We start from the raw sequence: 23,068 nt of genomic DNA, 5'->3' as shown, positions 1-23,068 counted from the left end.
TTGTTTAACGTATTCGGGATTCATTATCCGCCTCACTTTGTGAACAATCAATGAAATGAGCTAGATTTGTTGAAGTAACCGTTCTCACAGGTGGAGAACCGTTTTTCTGTCACAATACAGAGAAAAACAAACCCATCTGTTCAAAAACAGATGGGTCCTTCTTTACATGACACGCTTAAACAGTTTTTCCAGCTCATAATTCGTCCATTCGATGATGACCGGTCGACCGTGTGGGCAGGTGAACGGCATCTCGGTTTTCGCAAGATCGGCAATCAGTTGGCGCATCATCTCGTGATTAAGAGGATGATTCGCTTTGATCGATTTTTTACATGCCATCATGATGGCGGCGTCCTCGCGGTAACTTTCGAGATCCACCTTCCGTTTCATCAAGGCTTCATCCATCAATTCCTGAATCGTCTCCTCTTGACGGTGGGACGGAAACCATGTCGGAACTTCACGGACGATGAAACTTTGTGGACCAAACGGCTCCAGTTCGATCCCGACGTCACGCAACAACGGCAGGACTTCATCCATCCGTCGCATGTCATCGCTTGCGATTTCAAACGTGTACGGCAACAACAGCTGCTGCCGTTGTTCGAGCGGGCGGCCGAACATGACTTTATACGTCTCATATTTAATCCGTTCCTGAGCGGCGTGTTGATCAATCAAATACATACCATCCGCTCCGGCACAAACGATATACGAAGAATGAAGCTGCCCGATGACATCGAGATGCGGAAACTTCGGACCGGTCGCGACCGGCTCGTCAACTTGTTCCGGTTGTGGCTGTGCTTGCGGCTCGATGGATGGCTCCAACGCCTCCATTCGGCTAGGTGCCACCGTCCGGTCATCCCCCGCCTCCGTTCGTTTCGGAATTGGATAGTTCCAGACTGACCGTGATGACAACTCTTCAACCGGTTCCGCCACGTAAGAAAACTCTAACTTTTCCTGCGCACTCGGATCTTTTTTCGGTTTCGGCGGTGTGACTTTCGGAATCAACGTCTGGCGGCTGAGCGTCAACCGAATCGTTTCCTGAATCAGTTGACCCAGTTCCACCTCTTTTGACAGGCGGACTTCCCGTTTCGCCGGATGGACGTTGACATCTATCAACAAGGGATCCATCGTCACTTCAATTACAGCAATCGGAAAACGACCGATCGGCAACAGTGTATGATATCCATTTAAGACCGCTTGCGTCAGCGCGAAGTTTTTGACCGAACGTCCATTTAGAATCAGCGTGATATAATTTTTCGAAGCGCGTGTCACTTCCGGTTTGACGAGATGACACGTCAGCTGATAGTCGGCTGTCGAGCCGGTCGCGACGAGTGTGCCTTGAATCGTCTGATGTCCGTAGACGCTGGCCAGTGCCTGCCGGACGTCTCCGGATCCGTTCGTCTGAATCAAGACTTTCCCTTCATGGACGGCGTATAGTTTGACGTCCGGATGGGCAAAGGCGACCCGATTCAGAATATCCGTGATGGCTGCCAGTTCCGTATGCGTCGTCTTGAGGTACTTCAGTCGGGCCGGTGTATTAAAGAACAATTGCTCGACCGTCAGTTCCGTTCCGCGGTTCATCGCAATCGCCGAACGCTCCGTTAATGTCCCGTAATCAAGTGTCAGCTGGACCCCTTCCTGGTCTTCCCGCTTCGTCTTCAGCGTCACTTTACTGACGGACGCAATCGACGCCAAGGCTTCTCCCCGGAATCCAAGTGTCTTGATCCGGAACAAATCGTGCTCATCCTTGATTTTGCTCGTCGCATGGCGGACGAAGGCAAGTTCTGCATCTTCCGGATAAAAGCCGTGACCGTTGTCGCGGATTGTCATTCGTTTCATGCCCGCTTCTTCCAGTTCAACATCGATTTGTGTCGCACCCGCATCGAGTGCATTTTCGACCAGTTCCTTGACGACCGAGGCGGGGCGTTCAACGACCTCACCTGCTGCAATCCGGTTCGCTAATGAATCTGATAGTTCCCGAATGATTCCCATGTGTTACGCCTCCTTACTTTCTTGCTTCTGCCTGCAGACGATACAACGTATTTAATGCTTCAAGCGGTGTCATATTAATCAGATCAAGTGTCTGAATCGTTTCCCGCATCGGATCGGGCTCGGCAAAGAGACTCAGTTGATCGACGGGTTCCGTCTGAACAACCGGTTGTTTTGGTGACTCAGGCGTTTGTTTTTCCGTCTGTTCAAATTCAGATAAAAGCACTTCCGCCCGGTCAATCAGGGAATCCGGCAGATCCGCTAACCGCGCGACATGAATCCCGTAAGATTGATCGGCTTTTCCGTCGCGGACTTCATGCAGGAAGACGACTCGTCCATCCTGCTCGACCGCCCGGACATGGACGTTCGCGAGCCGCGGCATCGATTCCTCAAGAACGGTCAGCTCATGATAGTGCGTCGAGAACAATGTTTTCGCTCCGACGTGGTCGGCGATATGTTCGACGATGGCTTGTGCGAGCGCCATTCCGTCATATGTCGATGTTCCGCGACCAATCTCATCGAGCAGAATCAACGATTGGTTCGTTGCCCGGGTCAAGGCTTCTTGTGTCTCGACCATCTCGACCATGAACGTCGATTGTCCGCTGACCAAGTCGTCAGCTGCTCCGATCCGCGTAAAGATTTGATCAAAGACCGGCAATTCGGCCCGGCTTGCCGGTACAAACGATCCAATCTGATGCAGCAAGGCAATCAAGGCGAATTGACGCATGTACGTCGATTTACCGGACATATTCGGTCCCGTGATCAACAGCATTTCCCGTTCCTCATGCAAGGCGATGCCGTTTGCGACATATTCTCCGCGCGGCAGGACCGTCTCGATGACCGGGTGACGTCCGTTCTCGATGGTCACGTTTCGTCCTGTAATCGTTAACGGTCGGACATAGTCATGACGTTCCGCGATTTCCGCCAAGGCGACGAGGACATCCAGTTCCGCAATCCGTCGACTGACCCGTTGCAGACTTTCAATCTGTGTTTTGACTTGATCCCGGACTTGGCAGAACAATTCGTATTCGAGAGTAATACTTTTTTCTTCCGCCCCGAGGATCAACGCTTCCTTCTCTTTCAGTTCCGGCGTGACATACCGCTCGGCGTTCGCAAGCGTTTGTTTACGTTCATACCGTCCTTCCGGCAACAGTTTGGCGTTGGCCCGCGAGACTTCGATATAGTACCCGAATACCCGGTTATAACCGATCTTCAGCGTCTTGATGCCGGTCGCCTGCCGTTCACTTGCTTCAAGTGTCGCCAGCCATGTCTTTCCGTCTTTCGACGCCATGAGCAGTTCATCCAGTGCCGGGTCGAAGCCCGGTTGGATCATCCCGCCTTCTTTCGTCGAGATCGGCGGGGCTTCGACAAAAGCACGTTCCAGCAAGTCGGTCAGTTCCTCATGGGGATCGAGCCCGAGTGCCAGTTGTCCCAAGCGGTCACTCAACAGTTCTTCAAGCGCGGCTTGAATACGCGGAATCAAGCGGAGCGTCGATTTCAATTGGACGAGATCACGGGCAGAAGCTGTACCGTATCCGACTTTCGCGACCAATCGTTCCAAATCGTATACTTCCCGCAACGTATCCTTGAGCTGTTGCCGCTCAAAATAATGCGCCAACAATTCTTCGACAGCGTCGAGCCGTTCTGTAATCGTCCGTTCCGACAGCAATGGTTTTTCGAGCCAGCGTTTCAGCATCCGTCCGCCCATCGCCGTTCCGGTCACATCCAACAGACCGAGCAATGATCCTTTTTTATCGCCGGTCCGAGCAGAACGGACCAGTTCCAGATTCTTGACGGTATTCGGCTCCAGTTGCATGAAATCGGCTGCTTCATAGACCAGTGCCGGCTGCAAATGCGCCAGCGACCGTTTTTGCGTATCATGCATATATGCGTACAACACAGCAAAAGCGTCTGCTTGTGCCGCATCGATCGCCCGGTCACCGTGCGGATGATTTTCCCGGCGTGTACTTTCCGTCAGCGGAATCTGCAGATGGCTGAGTGCCGCTTCGTGTTCACGCGTCGTGATAATGATTTCGCGCGGTAAGATGATACTCAATTCCTTGGCGACGGCCTCGATTGTCGCAACACTCGTCAAGGCACTTTCTCCGGTCGAAACATCGCCGCGGGCAATACCGAATCGTCCATCCTGTTCGACGACTGCAACGAGATACCGGTTTTCTTTTTCCGTCAACGACGACATCAAGGTCCCCGGCGTGATGACTTGGACGACTTCACGTTTGACGAGTCCTTTCGTCAACTTCGGATCTTCGACCTGATCGCACAAAGCAACTTTATAACCACGTTCGATCAATTGTTCAATGTAGCCGTTTGCCGCATGGTGCGGCACACCGCACATCGGAATCGGGTGTTCGGCATTCTTGCCGTTTTTTGCCGTCAGTGTCAATTCCAGTTCATGTGCCACTTGTTTGGCATCTTCAAAAAATAACTCATAAAAATCACCCAGACGATAAAACAAAAAGGCATCGGGATAATCCGCCTTAATGGAAAAATATTGTTTCATCATCGGTGTGTTGTGCACTGCTTCCATGATTTTCACCTCATTCGCGTAAAAAGCCGACGGGAATCCGTCGGCTTTTCCAATTCAGTTCATTGATTAATAGCCGCAACCGCCGCTTTTATTTTCTGCTTCCATGCCACTGCCTGTTTTCCCCGCCAGCACATCACCGTCTGTTGCTTCGATGATTTGATCCGTGATCCCGTTTGAGATCGTCACGGTGACATATTGCAAGAGACCGTTCACTTCTTCCTGTGACTCTTGGAATTGTTGAACGACCGGCATCTCATCGAGTTCTGCAAATAATTTATCCAGTTTTGCTTCGACACGTGCTAATGCTTCCGTCTTGCCGTAATGTTGGCAGTTAACTGCTTCTTTTTGCAGGAACTTGATTTGTTTCATCATCTTTTGGACTTTTTCGTTTCCATTGATGTTGGCTTCAGCGGCTTTAAACCGTTCCACCTCTGACGTCTCAGAAATCATTTTCGCGATTTCATTTGCCTTTTCGATGATTTGTTCATCTGTATACATAAACATTCGTCCCCTCTATCGGAAGCGGTGATCCCGCTACGCTTATCATGTCTACGAACGATGACTCGTTCTTATCGCATTCATTATACCGTTCTCTTCAAGGGGTGACAAGAATAGTTCCTTATTCAATCGATCGCCATAATAAATAAGCGGCGTGACTGCGGTACGGTGCAAATTCCTCCGCCAACAGGACGGCTTCGTCGACGGTCGGACGACTGCCAAGCAGCCGTTCAAACGCCCGTAAAATGCCGATGTCGGACGCCGGAAACAAATCTTCCCGTCCATAGCCGAACATCAAAACGTTTTGCACTGTCCATGGACCGACCCCTTTTAAGGCGATCAACGTTTCGGCAATCGTCGCATCCGGCGCTGTCATCAACTGTTCAAAATCAATTGAGGCCCGGGCGGCACCGAGCAGATAATCGACCTTTCTTCCGGACAGTTGAAGTGTTCGGAGTTGCTCCGGTTCGAGGTCTCGTAATGCTTCAGCCGTCGGTGGAAAAATGATTCCGTCCTGCTCCGTTCCGAACGTCCGGCAAACTCGTTCCATCAAGACTTGTGCAAAGGACAGATTGATTTGTTGGTGAATGATGGACCGAATCAAGGCAGTGAAGGGATTAATATCGAGCACAAGCCGTTCGGCCCCAAACGTTGTTACAATTCCGTCAAGTGATGTCCCGGCTAAACCACGACTCGGGTTCGGTGTATCCAGACGAAATCGATGGCGCAACTGGTGCACCATCGGCTGTTGTGGTCCTTCACCGGACAAGAGGATCACGCGACGCTCGGGCGCCTCAATCCGACCGACGAACTTTCCTTCCGGCAACAGAATCGGTACGAGCAGCTGATCGTTCCGTTCGACTTGGAGCCGATCGCCCTGCAGTCGTCTCCGGATACCGTCAAAGTCATAGTCGTCCTTTAGAAGCAATTCCTCTTGCCACATGTTATCTCTCCTCATCCTACGAATAATTTGATTCCACCGAGAATCAGCCCGATGAAGAAGCCGCAAATCGCGCCATTGACCCGGATCCATTGCAAGTCGTTCCCGACTTTATCTTCAATCATATGAATCAATGTTTCGGTATCAAACCGATTCAAGTTTTCGCGGACCAGTCCACCAATCTTTTGGTGATTTTGATCGACAAACCGGACGAGTTGATCTTTCATCCACCGGTCGCTTTCTTCTTTGAACGTCGGATGCTGATCCCATTCGTCGAGTGCTTGGTTCATCAGCGGCAAAGCTCGGTTCTCCCAGAACGAATCAGATGCCAGATACGTCTTCAATTCCTCGACGCCCGCGGTGTACGCGCGGTCCAAGACCGGTTGGAGATCAAAGCGGTCCACTTCCGTTGCTTTCCAGTGGTCGATTTTCGCGAGACGTTCCTCATCCTGAGTCAACTGGGCCAGGTTGCGGCGCAGATGGTCAAGAATCGCCAGACGGTTCGGGTGATGGACCTGTTTCATATCTTGAATCACACTGAGCAGGACCGATTGAATGACGAGACTTAACCGTTCTTCCGAATAGACTTTTTGAACGGTTTTCGCCGTGACCCGTAAAAAGGTATTTTTCTCCTGATCAATCATCGCGTGATAAGCGAGACGACCAATCTGATCGCGAATGACGGGGTCTTCCAGCAAGCGTTGACCATATCCGAGCAACTGGTCAATCGCCAACTCATCGAGACGCCGTTCGTCATTCAACTCCATCAATCGTTCAGCCAAGCGTTTGGACGGATAGGCTTTGACGGTATCGGAAATCCGCTCATCAACGACCTTTAAAATCGCCTCCCGCGGAAGTTTATGCAAAATACCGGTCAACAACTCCGTGACCGTCGAACGAAACGCCGGCAACAGGACGATTGAACGAAGCAATTTGATGAAGCGATCGGCAAGTGTCATATGCCGCAACTTTTCGACGATACTTTCTTTATTCAGCAAATCTTTCTCAAGCATCTGAACGATCGACTCGATGACCCGTTCCCGGTTTTTCGGCAACAGATTTGTATGCGGAATCTTTAATCCGAGCGGATGACGGAACAACGCCGTGATGGCGAACCAATCGGCGATTCCGCCGACCAGACCGGCTTCAAATCCGCTTTGCAACCAAAAGACCCAATCGTTTTCTTTAAACGGCAACGAGGCAATGAAGCCGACGGCCATAAAAATCAGCGACACCGTCGCCAGGCGGCGTGTCGATGACTTCGGTGTTTGTGCGTGTTCTTGCAAGATGGTTCCTCCTTCTCGCTGCATTTTTCCTCATACATGGTATACGTTCAAAGACCGGTACAAGTTTCGACATGAAAGAGTCCCAGCCTCTTCCGGACTGGGACTCATTATGTAGTTAAAACGTAAATTCCCCAAAATTTTCGCCGTCCCATGTCGCGGTGGCTGTCGAAACGAAATAGACGAGTCCGTTTCCGAATGTGTTCTCCATCAAGGAGACGATTTGATGTCCTGCCGTTTGTTCCACAAACGCCAACCGGACTTCTTCTTTCCCTTGGTAAATCCGTTCATAAACGCTTAATCCGCGGGCATTGATAAATGTGCGAGCGTTCGTGAAAACCAACGGACCGACTTCCGGTCGCCGTTCTTGAATAAAATGTTGGCACTTGTCCTCAAACTGATTCAATCTCGTTCACTCCTTCTCTCTTTTTCTGCTCATGATTATCTACTTCCCGTCTCGCATCAATCATAATCCTGTTCTTAAAAAAAAGCGACCATCCGGCCGCTTCTTTCATCATTTCCCAAACTCTCTGTCAGATGCTGACTCCGAACTGACGCGCGACATGAATTGCTGATGTCGTCGCACCGATCGTTCCGGCTCCCGGAAAGACTGTATCCCCGATAATGTAAAGACCGGGGACACCGGTCCGAAACGAAGCCGCCCGGAACAGACTGGTCGACGGCAGCTGGGGATAACCTCCGACACCGCCGTCCGGACGCGATGTATAGCGGACCCAGGCACCCGGTCCTCCCGGATGCCGCTCGATCGCATGCTCCCGAAATCCGGGAAACTCGCGCTCAAGAATCGTCTCGAACTTGTCCTGCATCGAGGCAATTTGTTGAGCATAACGCTCTTTGTCCTTGCGTTCGAACTGACCAAGCGGAATGTGACAGGACATCGTCAACGTCCGGCATCCTGCCGGCGCCCGGTTCAGATCGCCTGCTTGCGACAAGGAAATGAAGGCATGACCGGATGGAAGGATCGGATCGTGAATTTGGCGAAAAGCCAAATCGTCTTGGATGATCGTCTCGGGTAAAGCCGCATAATACGTAAACGTCGCCCACTGGGACAAGGCTGCCTGTCGTTTATACGTCCGACGCAACGTCGGTTGCAAGGAAGGTCCGACCAGCTCTTGCATCGCTTCGATCGGTAAGGCGCCGATGACTTCGTCCGCAAGAAGCAGGCGTCCGCGGCGGTCTTCGAGTAAAAACCCATCCGCCGTTTGACGGACGGAGATGATTTTCCGGCCAAGCAGGATGGTCGCGCCGTCCTGTTCAGCAGAAGTCTTCAGTCGTTCAGCGACTTGATACAATCCGCCCGGTACATAATAAGCGCCATCATGATAAATCGACAGCGCAACGGCACCAAGCAACGCCGAAGCTTCCGTCCCGGTTTGCATGCTGTCGAGTAAAATTCCGTCAATCAGTTGGGCGAACGTTGTCCCGTCAAGCTGATGGTGTCGCAAGAGGTCACCGATCGTCCGCGTCAAGTATCGCATCAGCGGAAGGCTCGACGGTGCTTCTTTCATAATCATCCGGGCGTCGGACAACGTCTTGACCGGCAATGCCGGCAATGCCTCCATCAATGGTCTTACATGGTGCTGAATCTTATCGATTTCGTTAAAAAATGATTGGATCGCATCGGCTTTTGGTTTGAACTGCTCTTTCAAATGCGCGATGAAACGGGTCCGATCACGGTAATACAGAATCGTCCGTCCTTCGAGTTTGATCGCCATGACGGTATCGAGTAACTCGACAGGTTGTTCCAGCTGCAGATGACGCAGCACCCGGTCGTGGATGCCACCGGGCTCAAATCCCATGCCAAGTGTCGCTCCGACCGGATAGGTGAAATCCTTCCGGGTGAACTTGCCGGCGGAGCCGCCCCATTCACGGCTCCCTTCGCACAGCGTCACATCATGCCCTTCCCGTGCCAACAAAGCTGCCGCTGTCACGCCGGCAATCCCACCACCAATGATCACAATCCGCTTCATGAAGACTCCTCCTCCGTGTCCAGATTTTCTTTTTCCGGGATTAAGTTTTCTTTAAACAAAAAATTACGGACTTCACGGAAGACCTTCTCCCGACGGTGAATCGTAAAGTGATCGTATTTGTAAGATTTCGTCTCGATGTTATCCGTATAGGCCTCAAGCGCAAACGAACTTTTCAGCGGAATCAGGTTGAAATCGCCGCCTTTTGCCCCGAATGAATATACAAGGACGTCACGCGGCCAGGTCTCGAGCCGGTCCTTCAAATTTTTCATTGCCGCCGAATTTTCCGCCAAATCCTGAATTGCCGGACTGTTCGTATTCGTTCCGAATGGCGCGAGAGTCAAGCCGAGTGTCGCATAATCCGATCCGCTGATCGGTGCATCAAGCGTCACAAGTTTTCGAACGTTGTACGGAATATCTTCTTTTAACGTGTAGGCGACGACGTCGACTCCCCCCATGCTGTGCCCGACCAGCTGAATGTCGGTAAACGTCGCCTGTTGTTGCCGGTCATATTGTTCGACAGCGGCATTGAGCCATTTCTGCTGATTGACGAGACTCGCTTCATCGTCTTCAAACACAATTCGTACAAGTGGATACCCGGTCGTCGAAGGGTTGACGCTGCATGCGACTTTTCCGTTTCGTGAGACATCACACCGTCCCCCGTCATCTGCCAATTTCTTGTCGGTGAAATTTTTGATCATCGGCAAAAACGTCCGTTCCGTCCCGAACAGCCCGTGTACCATGAAGGTCGGTGTAATTTCTCCAACCTGTTTCGTCACAATCTGTTTGGTCGGTGGTGGCGCACTGGACGTCTCATCCGCAAAAATCAACCACGCTGCACCGCCGACGATGAGACAAATGACCAGTGAAAGACCAATCGTCTTAAACTGTTTCCGTCGTAATTTCCGAACATGATGCACAATCCAGAAAATTAACAACCCGAGACCAATCAACAAAACAACACCGGTAATGATCCAACCGGTCGGATTCGGAACATAGGCGATCAGTTGCAGTTGATTGGCTTTTGTCCCGTACAATTTCCATGAGACATTATTATGATTGGCCCAGTCAATTTTCTCGCCATTTTGCAGACCAATCACTTCTGGACCATGTAAATTGATTTCGATATCTGCCTGACGAATATACCGGTCGGCTAACTTCTTCACTTGACCGGTCGGTTGATACCCTTTGATATTCAGCCGGTCGATACTCAAATCAATGTTTGTATCCAAACGATACGTATTAAACCAAAATCCTTTTTCCGTCTTGACCTCATATGTCGTATCCGGTGGAATCAAAATTCCGCCGATCCCGGTTTTCCATTCGTCTTTGATGGTCGCTAAATCCTCGAACTTGGCAAATTTCTTTTCCATCTTGATGCCTTCGTAATCATCGTCCGTCTGGAACGTCTCGGCGGCGTAACCATTCTGTTCTGCCTGCTTGACGTACGTCTTCCAATCCGGATTTAAGTTAAGTAACCGCGCCACGGGATGTTCTTTTGCCGCATACGTCGTTTTTAAGGTCACGCTTTGATCCGTATGGACGGTCGCATCGTATTGGATTCGGATACATCCCCCAAGCACCATTGCCATTAAGACGAACGACAGTACAATTAGTTTTTTTCTCATCCTGATCAAACCGTCACACGTCCTTTCTCTCTGTCTTGTTCTTGTCATCTTTTCCCTATCTTACAATTGATTACGCCGGCTAATCAAATTGTCTAAGAAAATGTAACAGTTTGCTCATTCCCCTAAAAATGATTTTTTAATAAATCAAATCATTTTTAATTTGAAAGCAATTTTCCTTTATTAACGCCCTTATCAAGTCACTACAACTAATCACTAATCAGTCTTTTTTTATTTTTATATAGTTTATAGAAATAAAAAAAGTGGATCTTCGTAAAAATAAAATTGTCGTTGCATATTCGAATGGTGTTTGCTATTATTTCCCTTGAAGATGACAATGATAATCATTATCATTAATACCTGCACTCGGATTCAGACTACATACAGAAACAGATGAATTGAGATGAGGGATTGTCAACAAAAAAAGGAGATGAAGGATAGTGGGAACATTAAAGACATCCGTTATGATGAGTTCGCTTGCCGTTTTACTCGCGGCATGTGGAACTGCAAACGAAGCCAACACGACAGCAGACGGAGAAACAAAAACATCTAAAATGGTAGAAATCACGGATGCGCACGGTACGATCAAAGTACCTGTCAATCCGGAGAAAGTGGTCGCCCTCGATAACCGAACGTTTGAGACGCTTGCCGCATGGGATGTCGAGCTCGCGGCTGCTCCTGTCGGCTTGTTACCGGCTGAATCCCCGTATGCAAAAGACAAAGACATCGTCGACGTCGGGATGCATTTCGAACCTAACTTGGAAGCCATCGCTGGTGTTGATCCGGATGTCGTCATTGTCGGTCAACGTTTTGCCGATTACTATGACGACATCAAGAAGCTAGTGCCGCAAGCAGCTGTCGTCGATCTGGATGTCGAGCTGCCTGAGGATTCCGGTACTCCAGGTGAACTGTTAGTCAAGGGACTTGAAGATACGACACAAACGCTTGGTCAAATCTTTGCCAAAGAACAAGAAGCACAACAACTCGTCACGACATTCGAACAGTCAATTGCAGACGTCAAAAAATCATATAACGGAAACGACAGCATCATGTCGGTCATCGTCTCAGGAGGAGATATCGGCTTCTCAGCCCCGATGAGCGGCCGCGTCTTCGGACCGATGTATGACATATTCGGGTGGAAACCGGCTCTCGAGGTCAACAAGAAGTCAGGAAACGATCAAGGAGATGAAGTTTCCGTTGAAGCCATTGCGCAAAGTAATCCGGACTGGTTGTTCGTGTTAGACCGGGATGCGCCGCTTGGTGACGCGGAAGGTGCGGTTCCGGCGGAAGACGTCATTGATCAAGCACCCGCTCTTCAAAAAACGACGGCAGTCAAACAAGATCATATCGTCTATACGCCAAAAGACATGTATTTAAATGAATCGATTCAGACCTATTCGGAGTTTTTCCAAAGTATGTCGGAAGCGCTTGTGAAGTAAATGGAACAGAGGCAGCCGCAACAAGTAAATGGAAGAGTTGAGCCGAACGCTCGACCTTCCTTTTCTGCCGTTTGGACCCCGTCGTTTATCATAGCGTTGCTGATCATTTTCCTCCTTGCTGTCACCTCTTTATTTACCGGCGTGTACGAACTAGGCAAACAGGCAAATGATTTTGATATGTTTTGGATTACACGGGTCCCGAGAACCTTAGCGCTCATGCTGACAGGCGCAGCCATGGCGATGGCCGGGCTCGTCATGCAACTCATTACACAAAACCGTCTCGTGGAACCGACGACAACAGGCACCATCGAATGGGCAGGACTTGGTCTTTTGACCGTTTATCTGCTGGTACCCGCTCCCACGCTCATGATGCGCATGACGGGTGCCATCATCTTTGCGTTCATCGGAACGATGGTGTTCTTCTGGTTTTTGCGATCGGTTAAATTACGCTCTTCACTGATTGTTCCGATCATCGGTCTTATGCTCGGTGCTGTCATTTCTGCCATCTCGACATTTCTTGGATTGTTTTTCCGGGCAAGTCAAGCACTTGAAGGATGGTTTGTGGGCTCATTTGCGTCGATTCAAATCGGTCGTTACGAATACTTATGGATTATCATCGGTGTCACCATTTGCATCTTCTTTCTGGCCAACCGGTTGACTGTAGTCGGTCTCGGAGAAGATATCGCCACGAGCCTCGGTATCAATTACAACCGTCTCATGATGATTGCTACCGGATTAATTGCCTTGTCAGTCGGAATCGTCGCAACGGTGATCGGAAATTTACCGTTTCTTGGTCTGATTGTGCCTAATCTCGTCTCCATGATTCGCGGCGACGATCTTCGAAGTAACTTGCCGTGGGTATGTGTCATCGGGATGGGAAAGATCCTCGTCAGTGATTTGATATCGCGGACGATCATTCAACCGTTCGAATTACCCGTTTCACTTATTCTCGGCACGGTTGGTGCGGCTGTCTTCATCATCATTTTATTACGACAACGAACAAGAGGAGGCGTGCGATGAGTTCCCTCATGGATCCAACATCTAAAACCTATACACATGAACTGACGACGTCTCATACACGTGATCGGGACACTTCGGCCTTCCAATCCAAACAACTCGAACGGCGTTACTGGATCTTGCTTTGTCTTTTTCTCCTGGGTGGACTATTCTGTTCATTTGGTCTCCTCGTCTACAACAATCCGGTTCCGGTTCAGTCCCCTTCCTTCTGGCCGGTCGTCGAACGCCGGATCACAGCGATTGTGACGATGGCCATTGCGGCGCTTTGTCAAAGTCTCGCTACCGTCGCTTTTCACTCGGTGACGAATAACCGAATCATCACCCCGTCACTCCTTGGATTCGACGCACTGTATGCAACGATCCAAACGTCGATGATCTTCTTCTTCGGTGCCGGTGCATTGATTGGTTTCACAGGGACAGGAGCCTTCTTCACACAAGTCATTATCATGTTAGGCATGAGTTTACTGTTGTACGGCTGGCTGTTATCCGGAAAATACGCGAATTTGCAGCTCATGCTCTTAATCGGCATCATCATGGGCACCGGACTCAATTCGCTTTCGACGTTCATGCGACGGATGCTTGCGCCATCTGAGTTCGACATCCTGCAAGCCCGGCTGTTTGGTTCTGTGACGAATGCGGATGCGGCTTATTTTCCGATCGTGATTCCCATCATCATCGTCGTCAGCATCTTGTTATTCTTGTCGGCTAATCGCCTCAATGTCATCGCACTCGGAAAGGATGTCGCTACATCGTTCGGCGTGAATCACCGCCGCAGCGTCATCTATATCCTCATTCTCATTTCTCTGCTCATGTCCATGTCGACGGCATTGATCGGACCGTTGACGTTTTTCGGATTTTTAGTCGCAACACTGAGTTATCAGGTCGCTTCAACGTACGATCATAAGTATGTCCTGCCGATGGCGTTTTCCATTGGTTTTCTCGTTCTGACAAGCGCCTATTTCTTCATGTATCATATTTTCAATGCACCGAGCGTGGTCTCCGTCATCATCGAACTGTTTGGTGGTGTGATTTTCCTCGCGGTGTTATTAAGAAAGAGGTCCCTATGATTAAATTAGATCAAGTCAAGAAATCATATAGCGATCATGTTCAAATCGGTCCTATCCAGCTCGAGCTGCCAAAGGCCGGTCTCACTGCCCTCATCGGACCAAACGGCGCGGGTAAATCAACGACACTGATGATGATTGGTCGTCTGTTGCATCTCGACGAAGGGCACATCGAGGTCGCAGGTCTGGACGTATCGAGCACGAAATCCAAGGATTTGGCAAAAATCATTACGATTCTGCGTCAAGAAAATCATTTTGTAACCCGGTTGACCGTCCGTCAATTGGTCGGATTCGGCCGCTTCCCTTACTCCAAAGGGCGACTGACACCGGAAGACGAAGCCATCACTTCAAAGTACATCGATTTTCTCGATTTGACACCGCTCGAGCATCGTTATCTCGACGAGCTTTCCGGCGGTCAGCGGCAACGTGCCTACGTTGCGATGGTGCTTTGTCAGGAAACGGAATATGTCTTACTTGATGAACCGCTCAATAACCTCGACATCGCCCGATCCGTCCAAATGATGGGCTACCTTCGTCATGTCGCGGATGTATTCGGACGGACAATCGTCACAGTTTTACATGATATCAATTTTGCAGCTAAATACTCGGACCACATCTGTGCCATGAAAGACGGACAAGTCGCTGCCTTTGGTACGGTCAAAGAAATCATGGTCGCCGAAACGCTTTCGGATATCTTCGAGACCCCGCTGGAAATCATCGACGGACCCTATGGACCGATTGCTGTTTATTAATCGAACGCCATGAGTGAAGAACATTAAAAAAGGGACGGCGCATCGGAAGATGTGCCGTCCCTTTTATCGTTTTGTCCCTTTTGTTAAATCAATTTCAATTCTTGACCCACTTGTTTAAACGCTTCGAGCGCTTGCTCCAAGTCTTCTCGTGTATGTTCCGCTGTGACGATTGTCCGGACACGTGCTTTGCCTTTGGCAACAGTCGGGAAGGCAATGCCTTGTGCAAAGACACCGTGTTGACGCAGACGGTCTGACAGCTGATGGCATAACGCTTCGTCGCCGACGATGACCGGAGTAATCGGTGTCGTTGACGTGCCGATATCAAACCCGAGTTCCCGTAATCCGTGTTTGAAGAACTCCGTGTTTTCCCACAGGCGGTCAAACAGTTCCCCTTCTTCTTCCATGACGCGGAGTGCTTCCCGGTTCGCTTCGACGACTGCCGGCGGATGCGACGTCGAGAACAAGAATGGACGACCTTTATGGATCAAATAGTCTTTAACGTGTTGTTCACACGCGACATATCCGCCGAGGACACCAATCGCTTTTGATAACGTCCCGACTTGCAACGCAACCCGTCCATCGAGTCCAAAATGATTGACGGTTCCGCGGCCGCTTTTTCCGAGTACACCTGACGCATGTGCATCATCGACCATGACGAGGGCATCGTATTTTTCAGCCAATTCAACGATTTCCGGAAGTGGTGCAATGTTTCCGTCCATCGAGAAGACGCCGTCCGTTACGACGAGACGTGTCCGCGCGTCCTGTGTTTCTTGCAAGGCCGCTTCCAAGTCCGCGAGATCCACGTGGTTGTAAATACGACGTTTGGCTTTCGTCAGACGAATCCCGTCGATGATCGAGGCATGATTCAGCGCATCGGAAATGACGACGTCTTCCGGTCCAAGTAACGCGGATAATACGCCGAGGTTCGTTGCGAAGCCCGACTGGAAGACAAGTGCGGCTTCCGTATGTTTAAACGTCGCCAGTTCCCGCTCGAAGGCTTGGTGCATCTCGAGTGTTCCGGCAATCGTCCGGACCGAACCGGTTCCCGCACCAAATTCGAGTGCCGCGTCGGCTGCCCGTTTTGCGAGACGCGGATGCGCCGCGAGTCCGAGATAGTTGTTCGACGACAATTGAATCAATTCTTTTCCGTCAACCGTCACCCGGTTGTGCTGGGCACTTTCAAGCGCCACGAGTTCGCGGAACGTTCCCGCCTGTTTCATCTCTTCTAATTCTGTCCGTAAATGCTCAAAACCCATCAATTCGTCCCCCTTGGTTGTAGTACGACCTTTCCACACTTCCCTTGTCGCATCAATTCGAATCCTTCTTCAAACCGTTCGAGTGGTAACGCGTGCGTGATCAACGGCTTTACATCGACTTTTCCGCTCGATAAGAAAGCGGACACTTGACTCCATGTCTCATACATCTTCCGTCCGGTAATCCCTTGAACTCGGACTCCTTTAAAGACGACATGGTTCGTCAAATCAATTTCAACCGGTTTGACCGGCAGACTCAAGATATTGACATCCCCGCCTGCCGTCACCATCTCGAATGCTTGACCGATCGCAACCGGGTGACCGCTCATTTCGCAGACGACATCAATGCCGTCACCGTCAGTCATCATCCGGACGCGTTCAAGAACATCTTCATGACGGGAGTCGATGACGACATCCGCGCCCATCGTCTTCGCGAGTTCGAGCCGGTATGGATTGACATCAATCGCCACGACTTCTGCCGCCCCCGCCGCTTTCGCGACGGATACGGCCATCAACCCGATTGGACCGCAACCGACGATGGCCACCGTCTTGGCACTGACGTCACTGGCGAGAACCGTATGGACGGCATTGCCCATCGGCTCTTGAATCGACGCGATGCCGGCCGGCATATCTTCCGGATTGACCCAGAGGTTTTCTTCCGGCATGACGACATACTCGGCGAAACAGCCTTGCGTATCGACGCCGATGATTTTTGTGTTTTTACAGATATGGTATTGTCCCCGCAGACATTGTTTACATTGGTGACAAACGATATGTGTTTCCGCCGAGACCCGGTCGCCGAGTTTCAAGCGTTTTGTCCCTTCACCCAGTTCAACGACTTCACCTGAAAACTCATGACCAAAAACATACGGCGGATTGACGCGTGACGCCGCCCAGGCATCCCATTCATAAATATGGACGTCTGTCCCGCAAATCGATGTCGCCTCGACACGAATCAACACTTCGCCCCGATTCGGTGTTGGAACGGCTACTTCTTTTAAGACCGCACCAAATCCACGTTCTTCCTTGACGAGCGCCCGCATCGTCTTTACTTTTGTCGTATTCTCTACAGCTGTCACTAATTTTGTCATGTCTCCCCGACTCCTTCATGGGTCTTACCTGTTTCTCTAATCGGTAATGACCAAGTGTTGAGCATCCCCAAATCATCAAACAATCATTCTACTCTAGTTTACATGAATTCAGCAGCAAGTTTACCAAATGTTTCTTCATTCATGTCGAGATCTGCAAAAGTCAGTCCGCGATCGGCATAGCCGTCAATTTGTGACTGATAATCCGGACGCGAATCGTCTTGGTAAATCAAGCCCATGACGAGCCCGTTATGTTCATGGACCACTCGTTTGGCGATGTCCAAATCAGTCGCATCATAGTTTTCCAGATCGTCCAGTTTCGTCAAGTTCTGCTTGAACCAGTCGTACGTATTGACCTTGTTAAACGTGACACAAGGACTGAAGACATTGATGAAGGCAAATCCTTTATGCTTCGTCGCCTGTTCGATCAGACTCGTCAATCCTTTTAAATCATTCGAAAAACTCTGGGCGACAAACGTCGCGCCTGCCGTCAGCGCCAGTTCGACCGGTGAGACACTCTTTTCGATCGATCCTTTTGGTGTTGACTTCGTCTTGAAGCCAAGTGCCGACGTCGGTGACGTCTGCCCTTTCGTCAAACCATAGATTTGATTGTCCATGACGATGTACGTCATGTCGACATTTCGTTTGAAGGCGTGTATCGTATGCCCCATCCCGATCGCAAACCCGTCACCGTCTCCTCCGGAAGCGATGACCGTCAATTCACGGTTCGCCATTTTGACGCCTTGGGCAATCGGTAACGAGCGACCATGGACGCCGTGGAAGCCATAAGTGTTGATGTAACCGGAAATCCGGCCCGAACAGCCGATGCCGGAAATCAAAGCAAGTTCTTCCGGCTCCAGTCCGACGTTTGCGACCGCCCGTTGAATGGCCGCCTGAATCGAAAAGTCACCGCAGCCCGGACACCAGTTGGGTTTCACATCGTTTCTGAAATCTTTAAATGTTGCCATGGAAAACCCCTCCTGCGACGACTTGTTCCACCACTTCCGCCGGATAGAACGGGTCGCCGTTGAATTTTAGAATGTGTTCAATTTTTTCCGCAAAACCACAGTTCATCTGAATCAGTTTTGCCAGTTGTCCCGTCGCATTGTATTCGACGACGACAACTTGTTTGGCCCGTTCGAGATGCGGACGGACCAGTTCGCTCGGGAACGGGTGCATCTGGCGGATATGGAGATGATCGACATGAATCCCCTGCTCCTCAAGACGCGGCATCACTTCTTCAATCGTACCGCGCGTCGAGTTGAAGCCGACAAACAGAATATCCGGTGTCGCATGCTGTTCTGTCACAAGGACCGCATCCTTCATCCGGAACTGGTTCAGCTTTCTTAGTCGTTTCGTCATTTGATCGACCCGGTTCTTCGTCGCTTCCGACGGACGGCCTTCTTCGTTATGTTCGACCCCGGTCACGTGGTGAATTCCGTGTTTCGTTCCCGGAACGACACGTGGACTGACACCGTCTTCCGTGACTTCATAACGTTTAAAGTACGCTTTGCCCTCGAGTTCCGGCAAATCACCTGAGATCAGTTTCCCGCGACGGATTTCAACCCGATTGACATCAAGCGGTTCGACGGACTGTTTTCCAAGCGACAGCATCAAGTCTGTCAAGAGAATGACCGGACACTGATACTCTTCCGCAATGTTAAAAGCTTCCGCCGCATCGTAAAAGGCTTCTTCGACGGTCGACGGCGCCAGGACGACTTTTGGAATCTCGCCATGGGTGCTGTAAATCATCGCCATCAAGTCCGACTGTTCCTGTTTCGTCGGTAATCCGGTTGACGGTCCTCCGCGCTGGGTATCAATGATGACGAGTGGTGTTTCCGTCATGCCGGACAGACCAATCGCTTCTGCCATCAAAGACAGACCCGGTCCGGCTGATGCCGTCAAGGCACGGACACCGGCGTAGTTGGCACCAATTGCCATCGTTACAGCCGCGAGCTCATCTTCCGTCTGGACGACCGTTCCGCCGAATTGTGGTAATTTTTTGATTAAGTACTCCATGATTTCCGATGACGGCGTGATCGGATATGCCGCCATCAGACGGGCGCCTCCTGCAACCGCACCAAGCGCAATCGCATCGTTCCCGATCATGAACATCCGTTGCTGACCGTCGGCAGGATCCAGAATAAACCGTTCCGCCGTTCCGGCCATCGCTTCAAAGGCAGCCGCCCCTTCACGAATCGCCGATAAGTTTTTCTCGACCATCTCCGGTCCTTTCCGTCCAAAAATCTGTTCGACGACGGCTTGGAACCGTTCCGGATGAATGCCAAGAATGGCGCTCGACGCACCGATTGCGACCATATTCTTCATCAAGGATGTGCCGAGTCCTGCCGCAATTTCCGTAAAAGGAATCGGATAGAGGACGGCCCGTGTCTGATCCGGGTTCGTCGGATTAAACTTCGCATCGGCAATGATGATCGCCCCTTGACGTAACTCATGGAAGTTGACGTCGATCGTTTCCTGATCAAACGCGACCAAGATATCTAAATCATCGGCAACCGTCCGGACTTCATGTGTCGCGACCCGGATTTTATTGTTTGTATGTCCACCCTTGATCCGCGATGAAAAATGACGGTATCCATATAAGTAATAACCTAGACGGTTCAAGGCAATGGCGAAGATTTCACCAGTCGATTCAATCCCCTCACCCTGCTGACCGCCTACTTTCCATGACAATTGATTGTACATCGACGTTCGCTCCTTCTGATCCCCTGAAATGATTGAAGCTGTCTGCTTCACTATCCTCCCCCATGATACCGATTTCCGGATAGTTGCACAATCCTCCTTCAGGGAATCGAGCGAAAAAAAAGACCATCTACTCCAACGAGTAAATGGTCTACATACAGTAGGACCTATGTCCAATGATGCATCATCGTGGTTCAATGATGAGTTTGATTGCCGTCCGTTCTTCCCCATCAATCATGATGTCGGTAAATGCCGGGATACAGATCAGGTCCATCCCTGCCGGTGCGACAAATCCTCGGGCGATTGCAACCGCTTTGATGGATTGATTGAGTGCACCTGCACCGATTGCCTGAATCTCGACAGAACCCTTCTCTCGAAGTACACCCGCAAGCGCCCCTGCGACCGCATTCGGATTCGATTTAGCTGATACTTTCAGGACGTCCATGCACGTACCTCCCAATCAAAAATCAACACTCAATCAAAGAAAATCGATTGATCCGTTAGATGAATGCGTTCAATTTTCGTAGCTTTTTTCGATACATCATCAATATGAATCAAGACTCCATTTAACTGTTCCCGTCCTTCTGCAACTTCAAACCGGGTTGGGAGTTGTGTTTTGAATTTACGCAAGACATCTTCCTTGCGCATACCGAGGACACCGTCCAGCGGTCCTGTCATCCCGACATCCGTGATATAGGCGGTTCCACCTTCGAGAATCCGTTCGTCTGCCGTCTGGACGTGTGTATGTGTTCCGACGACGGCCTGGACACGACCTGCCAGGTGATAGCCCATGGCAATCTTTTCACTTGTCGCTTCCGCATGAACATCGACGAAGATTGCATCGACCTCACCCTCGACTTCCGCAATCAATTCATCGACTGTCCGGAATGGATCGCCGAGTGGTGGTAAGAAAACAGTGCCTTGCACATTGATGACGGCGATTTTTTTGTTGCCGACTTTTAAGACCATCATTCCGCGACCGGGTGTCCCTTCCGGATAATTGGCAGGACGAACAATCCGGTCTGCATCATCAATCCAATCAAAGATGTCGCGGTTATCAAACGTATGGTTCCCCATCGTGACGCCGTGGAACCCAAGCTCAAGCAACTGATGGTAAATCGATTTCGTGATCCCCCGCCCGTGTGCGGCATTTTCTCCATTCACCAGCATAACCGTCGGATTGTACTTCGATTTGATTCGTGCTGTGAACTGTTGCAGGATATGACGGCCCGGTGCCCCGACGACGTCACCAATAAATAAGATTTTCAAAAAAATTTCCTCCAATCATTAAAAAAAGTGGCGGTCGCCCGCCACTCTGCTTATTTTGCGTATTCGACTGCCCGTGTTTCCCGAATGACCGTGACTTTGATGTGACCCGGATAATCGAGTTCTTCTTCGATTTTTTTCCGGATATCGCTTGCCATTTTATGCGCAAGGACATCGTCGACGACATCAGGACGAACGATGATCCGAACTTCACGACCGGCTTGGATCGCAAAGGACTTCTCAACACCGTCAAATGATTCTGAGATTTCTTCCAGACGTTCAAGACGTCGGATGTAGCTTTCAAGCGTTTCTTGACGTGCACCTGGGCGTGCGGCAGATAAAGCATCCGCTGCTGCGACCAAAACAGAAATGACAGATGTCGCTTCTGTATCCCCGTGGTGGGAAGCAATCGCATTGATGACGGTTGGGTGCTCTTTGTACTTCGTACCGAGCTCAACCCCGATCTCAACGTGACTTCCTTCGACCTCATGGTCAATCGCTTTCCCGATATCGTGCAGAAGACCGGCCCGCTTCGCAAGCGTTACATCTTCTCCAAGTTCCGCTGCCATCATGCCGGCAAGATGCGCGACTTCAAGCGAGTGGAACAGAACGTTTTGACCGTAACTCGTCCGGTATTTCAAGCGACCGAGAATTTTGACAAGATCCGGGTGAATTCCGTGAATCCCGACGTCATACGTCGCTTCTTCACCGATCTCACGAATCCGTTCATCCATTTCTCGGCGGGACTTGTCGACCATCTCTTCAATCCGAGCCGGGTGAATCCGACCGTCTTGGACCAATTTCTCAAGCGCCATCTTCGCCACTTCACGGCGAATTGGATCAAATCCGGACAAGATAACCGCTTCCGGTGTATCATCGATGATTAAATCGATCCCCGTCAATGTTTCAAGTGTCCGAATGTTTCGTCCTTCACGACCGATGATCCGACCCTTCATCTCGTCATTCGGCAAGTTGACGACAGAAACCGTCGTCTCCGCGATGTGTTCTGCGGCGAACCGTTGAATCGCGAGTGAAAGAATGTTTCGTGCTTTTTTGTCCGCTTCTTCTTTTGCTTTTTGTTCGATTTCTTTTTGAAGAATTGCCGCGTCATGCATTGCAGCTTGTTTCGTCTCATCCATGATGATAGCTCTTGCTTCGTCTTGCGAAAGATTCGCAACACGTACGAGCTCTTGGCGTCCCTGTTCATACAGGTCCTCTACTTTTCGTTCTAACTCTTCAGCTTGATGCTTCCGTTTCGCGATCTCTGCATCCCGCGTATTGATTTGTTCTTCCTTACGGTCGATGGAATCAACACGGCGATCGAGCGTCTCTTCTTTTTGGAGCAATCGTCCTTCTTGTTTCGTTAGCTCTTGACGACGTTCACGAAGTTCTTTTTCCACTTCTGTCCGAAGTTTAAAGGCTTCATCTTTCGCTTCGAGTAATGCTTCTTTTTTCGTTGCTTCCGCTGCCACCTGTGCACGTTCCACGATTTTCGTCGCTTCTGTTTCCGCGCCTTGAATTTTCGCTTCTGCAATCGATTTCCGCAAGAAGTAGCCTACGATGAATGCGATCAGTAATGTGAGGAGAAGTATGACAATCCAAGTTGTTGTACCCATGGGTT

Annotated in this window: 19 protein-coding genes; 4 read left to right on the top strand and 15 right to left on the bottom strand. The window is 50.3% G+C overall.

Annotated elements, in window-relative coordinates; all coding sequences use genetic code 11:
• Positions 1 to 162: 162 nt before the first annotated feature.
• The 8 genes from mutL to D3D03_RS01920 all read right to left on the bottom strand — a co-directional run bounded on the left by mutL (position 163) and on the right by D3D03_RS01920 (position 10,877).
• The gene (mutL, locus tag D3D03_RS01955) at positions 163 to 1,986 is read right to left on the bottom strand and encodes a DNA mismatch repair endonuclease MutL (RefSeq protein WP_119922560.1); all 1,824 of its coding nucleotides are present in this window, start codon (positions 1,984 to 1,986) and stop codon (positions 163 to 165) included.
• Positions 1,987 to 1,999: 13 nt separating this feature from the next.
• Complete coding sequence (mutS, locus tag D3D03_RS01950; protein ID WP_119922559.1) at positions 2,000 to 4,531, bottom strand: DNA mismatch repair protein MutS; 2,532 nt, start codon at positions 4,529 to 4,531, stop codon at positions 2,000 to 2,002.
• 66 nt (positions 4,532 to 4,597) lie between these two features.
• Complete coding sequence (locus tag D3D03_RS01945; protein WP_026828786.1) at positions 4,598 to 5,035, bottom strand: YlbF/YmcA family competence regulator; 438 nt, start codon at positions 5,033 to 5,035, stop codon at positions 4,598 to 4,600.
• Between the two features lie 115 nt (positions 5,036 to 5,150).
• Positions 5,151 to 5,972 (bottom strand): DNA-3-methyladenine glycosylase family protein, encoded by an 822-nt coding sequence (locus D3D03_RS01940; RefSeq protein ID WP_119922558.1) that lies wholly within the window; start codon positions 5,970 to 5,972, stop codon positions 5,151 to 5,153.
• Positions 5,973 to 5,983: 11 nt separating this feature from the next.
• Complete coding sequence (locus D3D03_RS01935; protein WP_119922557.1) at positions 5,984 to 7,255, bottom strand: DUF445 domain-containing protein; 1,272 nt, start codon at positions 7,253 to 7,255, stop codon at positions 5,984 to 5,986.
• Positions 7,256 to 7,370: 115 nt separating this feature from the next.
• Positions 7,371 to 7,658 carry a hypothetical protein gene (locus D3D03_RS01930; RefSeq protein ID WP_026833435.1) on the bottom strand — a complete coding sequence of 96 codons (288 nt, stop codon included), beginning with the start codon at positions 7,656 to 7,658 and terminating at the stop codon, positions 7,371 to 7,373.
• A gap of 127 nt (positions 7,659 to 7,785) precedes the next feature.
• Positions 7,786 to 9,243, bottom strand: a complete 1,458-nt coding sequence (locus D3D03_RS01925; protein WP_119922556.1) for a phytoene desaturase family protein — start codon at positions 9,241 to 9,243, stop codon at positions 7,786 to 7,788.
• Positions 9,240 to 10,877 (bottom strand): DUF3153 domain-containing protein, encoded by a 1,638-nt coding sequence (locus D3D03_RS01920; RefSeq protein WP_119922555.1) that lies wholly within the window; start codon positions 10,875 to 10,877, stop codon positions 9,240 to 9,242. The genes D3D03_RS01925 and D3D03_RS01920 overlap by 4 nt, the downstream gene beginning before the upstream one ends.
• A 452-nt stretch (positions 10,878 to 11,329) precedes the next feature.
• Between D3D03_RS01920 and D3D03_RS01915 the strand changes: the two genes are divergently transcribed.
• Genes D3D03_RS01915 through D3D03_RS01900 form a run of 4 tightly spaced genes read left to right on the top strand, consistent with a single transcriptional unit; the run spans position 11,330 to position 15,137 of the window.
• Complete coding sequence (locus tag D3D03_RS01915; RefSeq protein ID WP_119923082.1) at positions 11,330 to 12,304, top strand: siderophore ABC transporter substrate-binding protein; 975 nt, start codon at positions 11,330 to 11,332, stop codon at positions 12,302 to 12,304.
• Entirely contained in the window at positions 12,305 to 13,324 is a 1,020-nt protein-coding gene (locus D3D03_RS01910; protein WP_119922554.1) for an ABC transporter permease, read from the top strand.
• 8 nt (positions 13,325 to 13,332) lie between these two features.
• Positions 13,333 to 14,388 (top strand): iron chelate uptake ABC transporter family permease subunit, encoded by a 1,056-nt coding sequence (locus D3D03_RS01905; RefSeq protein WP_369877443.1) that lies wholly within the window; start codon positions 13,333 to 13,335, stop codon positions 14,386 to 14,388.
• Positions 14,385 to 15,137, top strand: coding sequence for an iron ABC transporter ATP-binding protein (locus D3D03_RS01900; RefSeq protein WP_119922552.1), 753 nt, complete (start codon positions 14,385 to 14,387; stop codon positions 15,135 to 15,137). The genes D3D03_RS01905 and D3D03_RS01900 overlap by 4 nt, the downstream gene beginning before the upstream one ends.
• An 83-nt stretch (positions 15,138 to 15,220) precedes the next feature.
• On the opposite strand, the gene D3D03_RS01895 is transcribed toward D3D03_RS01900, so the two are convergent.
• From D3D03_RS01895 to rny, 7 genes are all read right to left on the bottom strand, one after another.
• On the bottom strand, positions 15,221 to 16,393 hold the full coding sequence (locus D3D03_RS01895; protein ID WP_026833442.1) for a glycine C-acetyltransferase: 1,173 nt from the start codon (positions 16,391 to 16,393) through the stop codon (positions 15,221 to 15,223).
• The gene (gene tdh, locus D3D03_RS01890) at positions 16,393 to 17,481 is read right to left on the bottom strand and encodes an L-threonine 3-dehydrogenase (protein ID WP_119922551.1); all 1,089 of its coding nucleotides are present in this window, start codon (positions 17,479 to 17,481) and stop codon (positions 16,393 to 16,395) included. Before tdh ends, D3D03_RS01895 begins: the two co-directional genes overlap by 1 nt.
• Positions 17,482 to 17,579: 98 nt before the next feature.
• Entirely contained in the window at positions 17,580 to 18,446 is an 867-nt protein-coding gene (locus D3D03_RS01885; RefSeq protein WP_119922550.1) for a 2-oxoacid:ferredoxin oxidoreductase subunit beta, read from the bottom strand.
• Positions 18,433 to 20,184 (bottom strand): 2-oxoacid:acceptor oxidoreductase subunit alpha, encoded by a 1,752-nt coding sequence (locus tag D3D03_RS01880; RefSeq protein WP_026833445.1) that lies wholly within the window; start codon positions 20,182 to 20,184, stop codon positions 18,433 to 18,435. Before D3D03_RS01880 ends, D3D03_RS01885 begins: the two co-directional genes overlap by 14 nt.
• 181 nt (positions 20,185 to 20,365) lie before the next feature.
• Positions 20,366 to 20,626, bottom strand: coding sequence for a stage V sporulation protein S (locus tag D3D03_RS01875; RefSeq protein ID WP_026833446.1), 261 nt, complete (start codon positions 20,624 to 20,626; stop codon positions 20,366 to 20,368).
• 29 nt (positions 20,627 to 20,655) lie between these two features.
• Positions 20,656 to 21,450 carry a TIGR00282 family metallophosphoesterase gene (locus tag D3D03_RS01870; protein ID WP_012369931.1) on the bottom strand — a complete coding sequence of 265 codons (795 nt, stop codon included), beginning with the start codon at positions 21,448 to 21,450 and terminating at the stop codon, positions 20,656 to 20,658.
• 50 nt (positions 21,451 to 21,500) lie between these two features.
• A complete protein-coding gene (rny, locus tag D3D03_RS01865; RefSeq protein ID WP_026833447.1) occupies positions 21,501 to 23,063 on the bottom strand; it encodes a ribonuclease Y in 1,563 nt (520 codons plus the stop codon).
• Between the last annotated feature and the right edge of the window lie 5 nt (positions 23,064 to 23,068).

Source organism: Exiguobacterium sp. RIT452, assembly GCF_003598705.1.
GTDB lineage: Bacteria > Bacillota > Bacilli > Exiguobacteriales > Exiguobacteriaceae > Exiguobacterium_A > Exiguobacterium_A undae.
This window is presented reverse-complemented; position numbering and strand designations above follow the sequence as displayed.

Excerpts from the sequence above, each read along its gene's own strand:
- D3D03_RS01900 (WP_119922552.1), top strand. The coding sequence starts at position 14,385 with ATGATTAAATTAGATCAAGTCAAGAAATCATATAGCGATCATGTTCAA.
- D3D03_RS01905 (WP_369877443.1), top strand. The coding sequence starts at position 13,333 with ATGGATCCAACATCTAAAACCTATACACATGAACTGACGACGTCTCAT.
- D3D03_RS01915 (WP_119923082.1), top strand. The coding sequence starts at position 11,330 with ATGATGAGTTCGCTTGCCGTTTTACTCGCGGCATGTGGAACTGCAAAC.
- D3D03_RS01925 (WP_119922556.1), bottom strand. The coding sequence starts at position 9,243 with ATGAAGCGGATTGTGATCATTGGTGGTGGGATTGCCGGCGTGACAGCG.
- rny (WP_026833447.1), bottom strand. The coding sequence starts at position 23,063 with ATGGGTACAACAACTTGGATTGTCATACTTCTCCTCACATTACTGATC.
- tdh (WP_119922551.1), bottom strand. The coding sequence starts at position 17,481 with ATGACAAAATTAGTGACAGCTGTAGAGAATACGACAAAAGTAAAGACG.
- D3D03_RS01895 (WP_026833442.1), bottom strand. The coding sequence starts at position 16,393 with ATGGGTTTTGAGCATTTACGGACAGAATTAGAAGAGATGAAACAGGCG.
- D3D03_RS01875 (WP_026833446.1), bottom strand. The coding sequence starts at position 20,626 with ATGGACGTCCTGAAAGTATCAGCTAAATCGAATCCGAATGCGGTCGCA.
- D3D03_RS01880 (WP_026833445.1), bottom strand. The coding sequence starts at position 20,184 with ATGTACAATCAATTGTCATGGAAAGTAGGCGGTCAGCAGGGTGAGGGG.
- D3D03_RS01940 (WP_119922558.1), bottom strand. The coding sequence starts at position 5,972 with ATGTGGCAAGAGGAATTGCTTCTAAAGGACGACTATGACTTTGACGGT.
- D3D03_RS01885 (WP_119922550.1), bottom strand. The coding sequence starts at position 18,446 with ATGGCAACATTTAAAGATTTCAGAAACGATGTGAAACCCAACTGGTGT.
- D3D03_RS01910 (WP_119922554.1), top strand. The coding sequence starts at position 12,305 with ATGGAACAGAGGCAGCCGCAACAAGTAAATGGAAGAGTTGAGCCGAAC.
- mutS (WP_119922559.1), bottom strand. The coding sequence starts at position 4,531 with ATGGAAGCAGTGCACAACACACCGATGATGAAACAATATTTTTCCATT.
- mutL (WP_119922560.1), bottom strand. The coding sequence starts at position 1,986 with ATGGGAATCATTCGGGAACTATCAGATTCATTAGCGAACCGGATTGCA.
- D3D03_RS01945 (WP_026828786.1), bottom strand. The coding sequence starts at position 5,035 with ATGTTTATGTATACAGATGAACAAATCATCGAAAAGGCAAATGAAATC.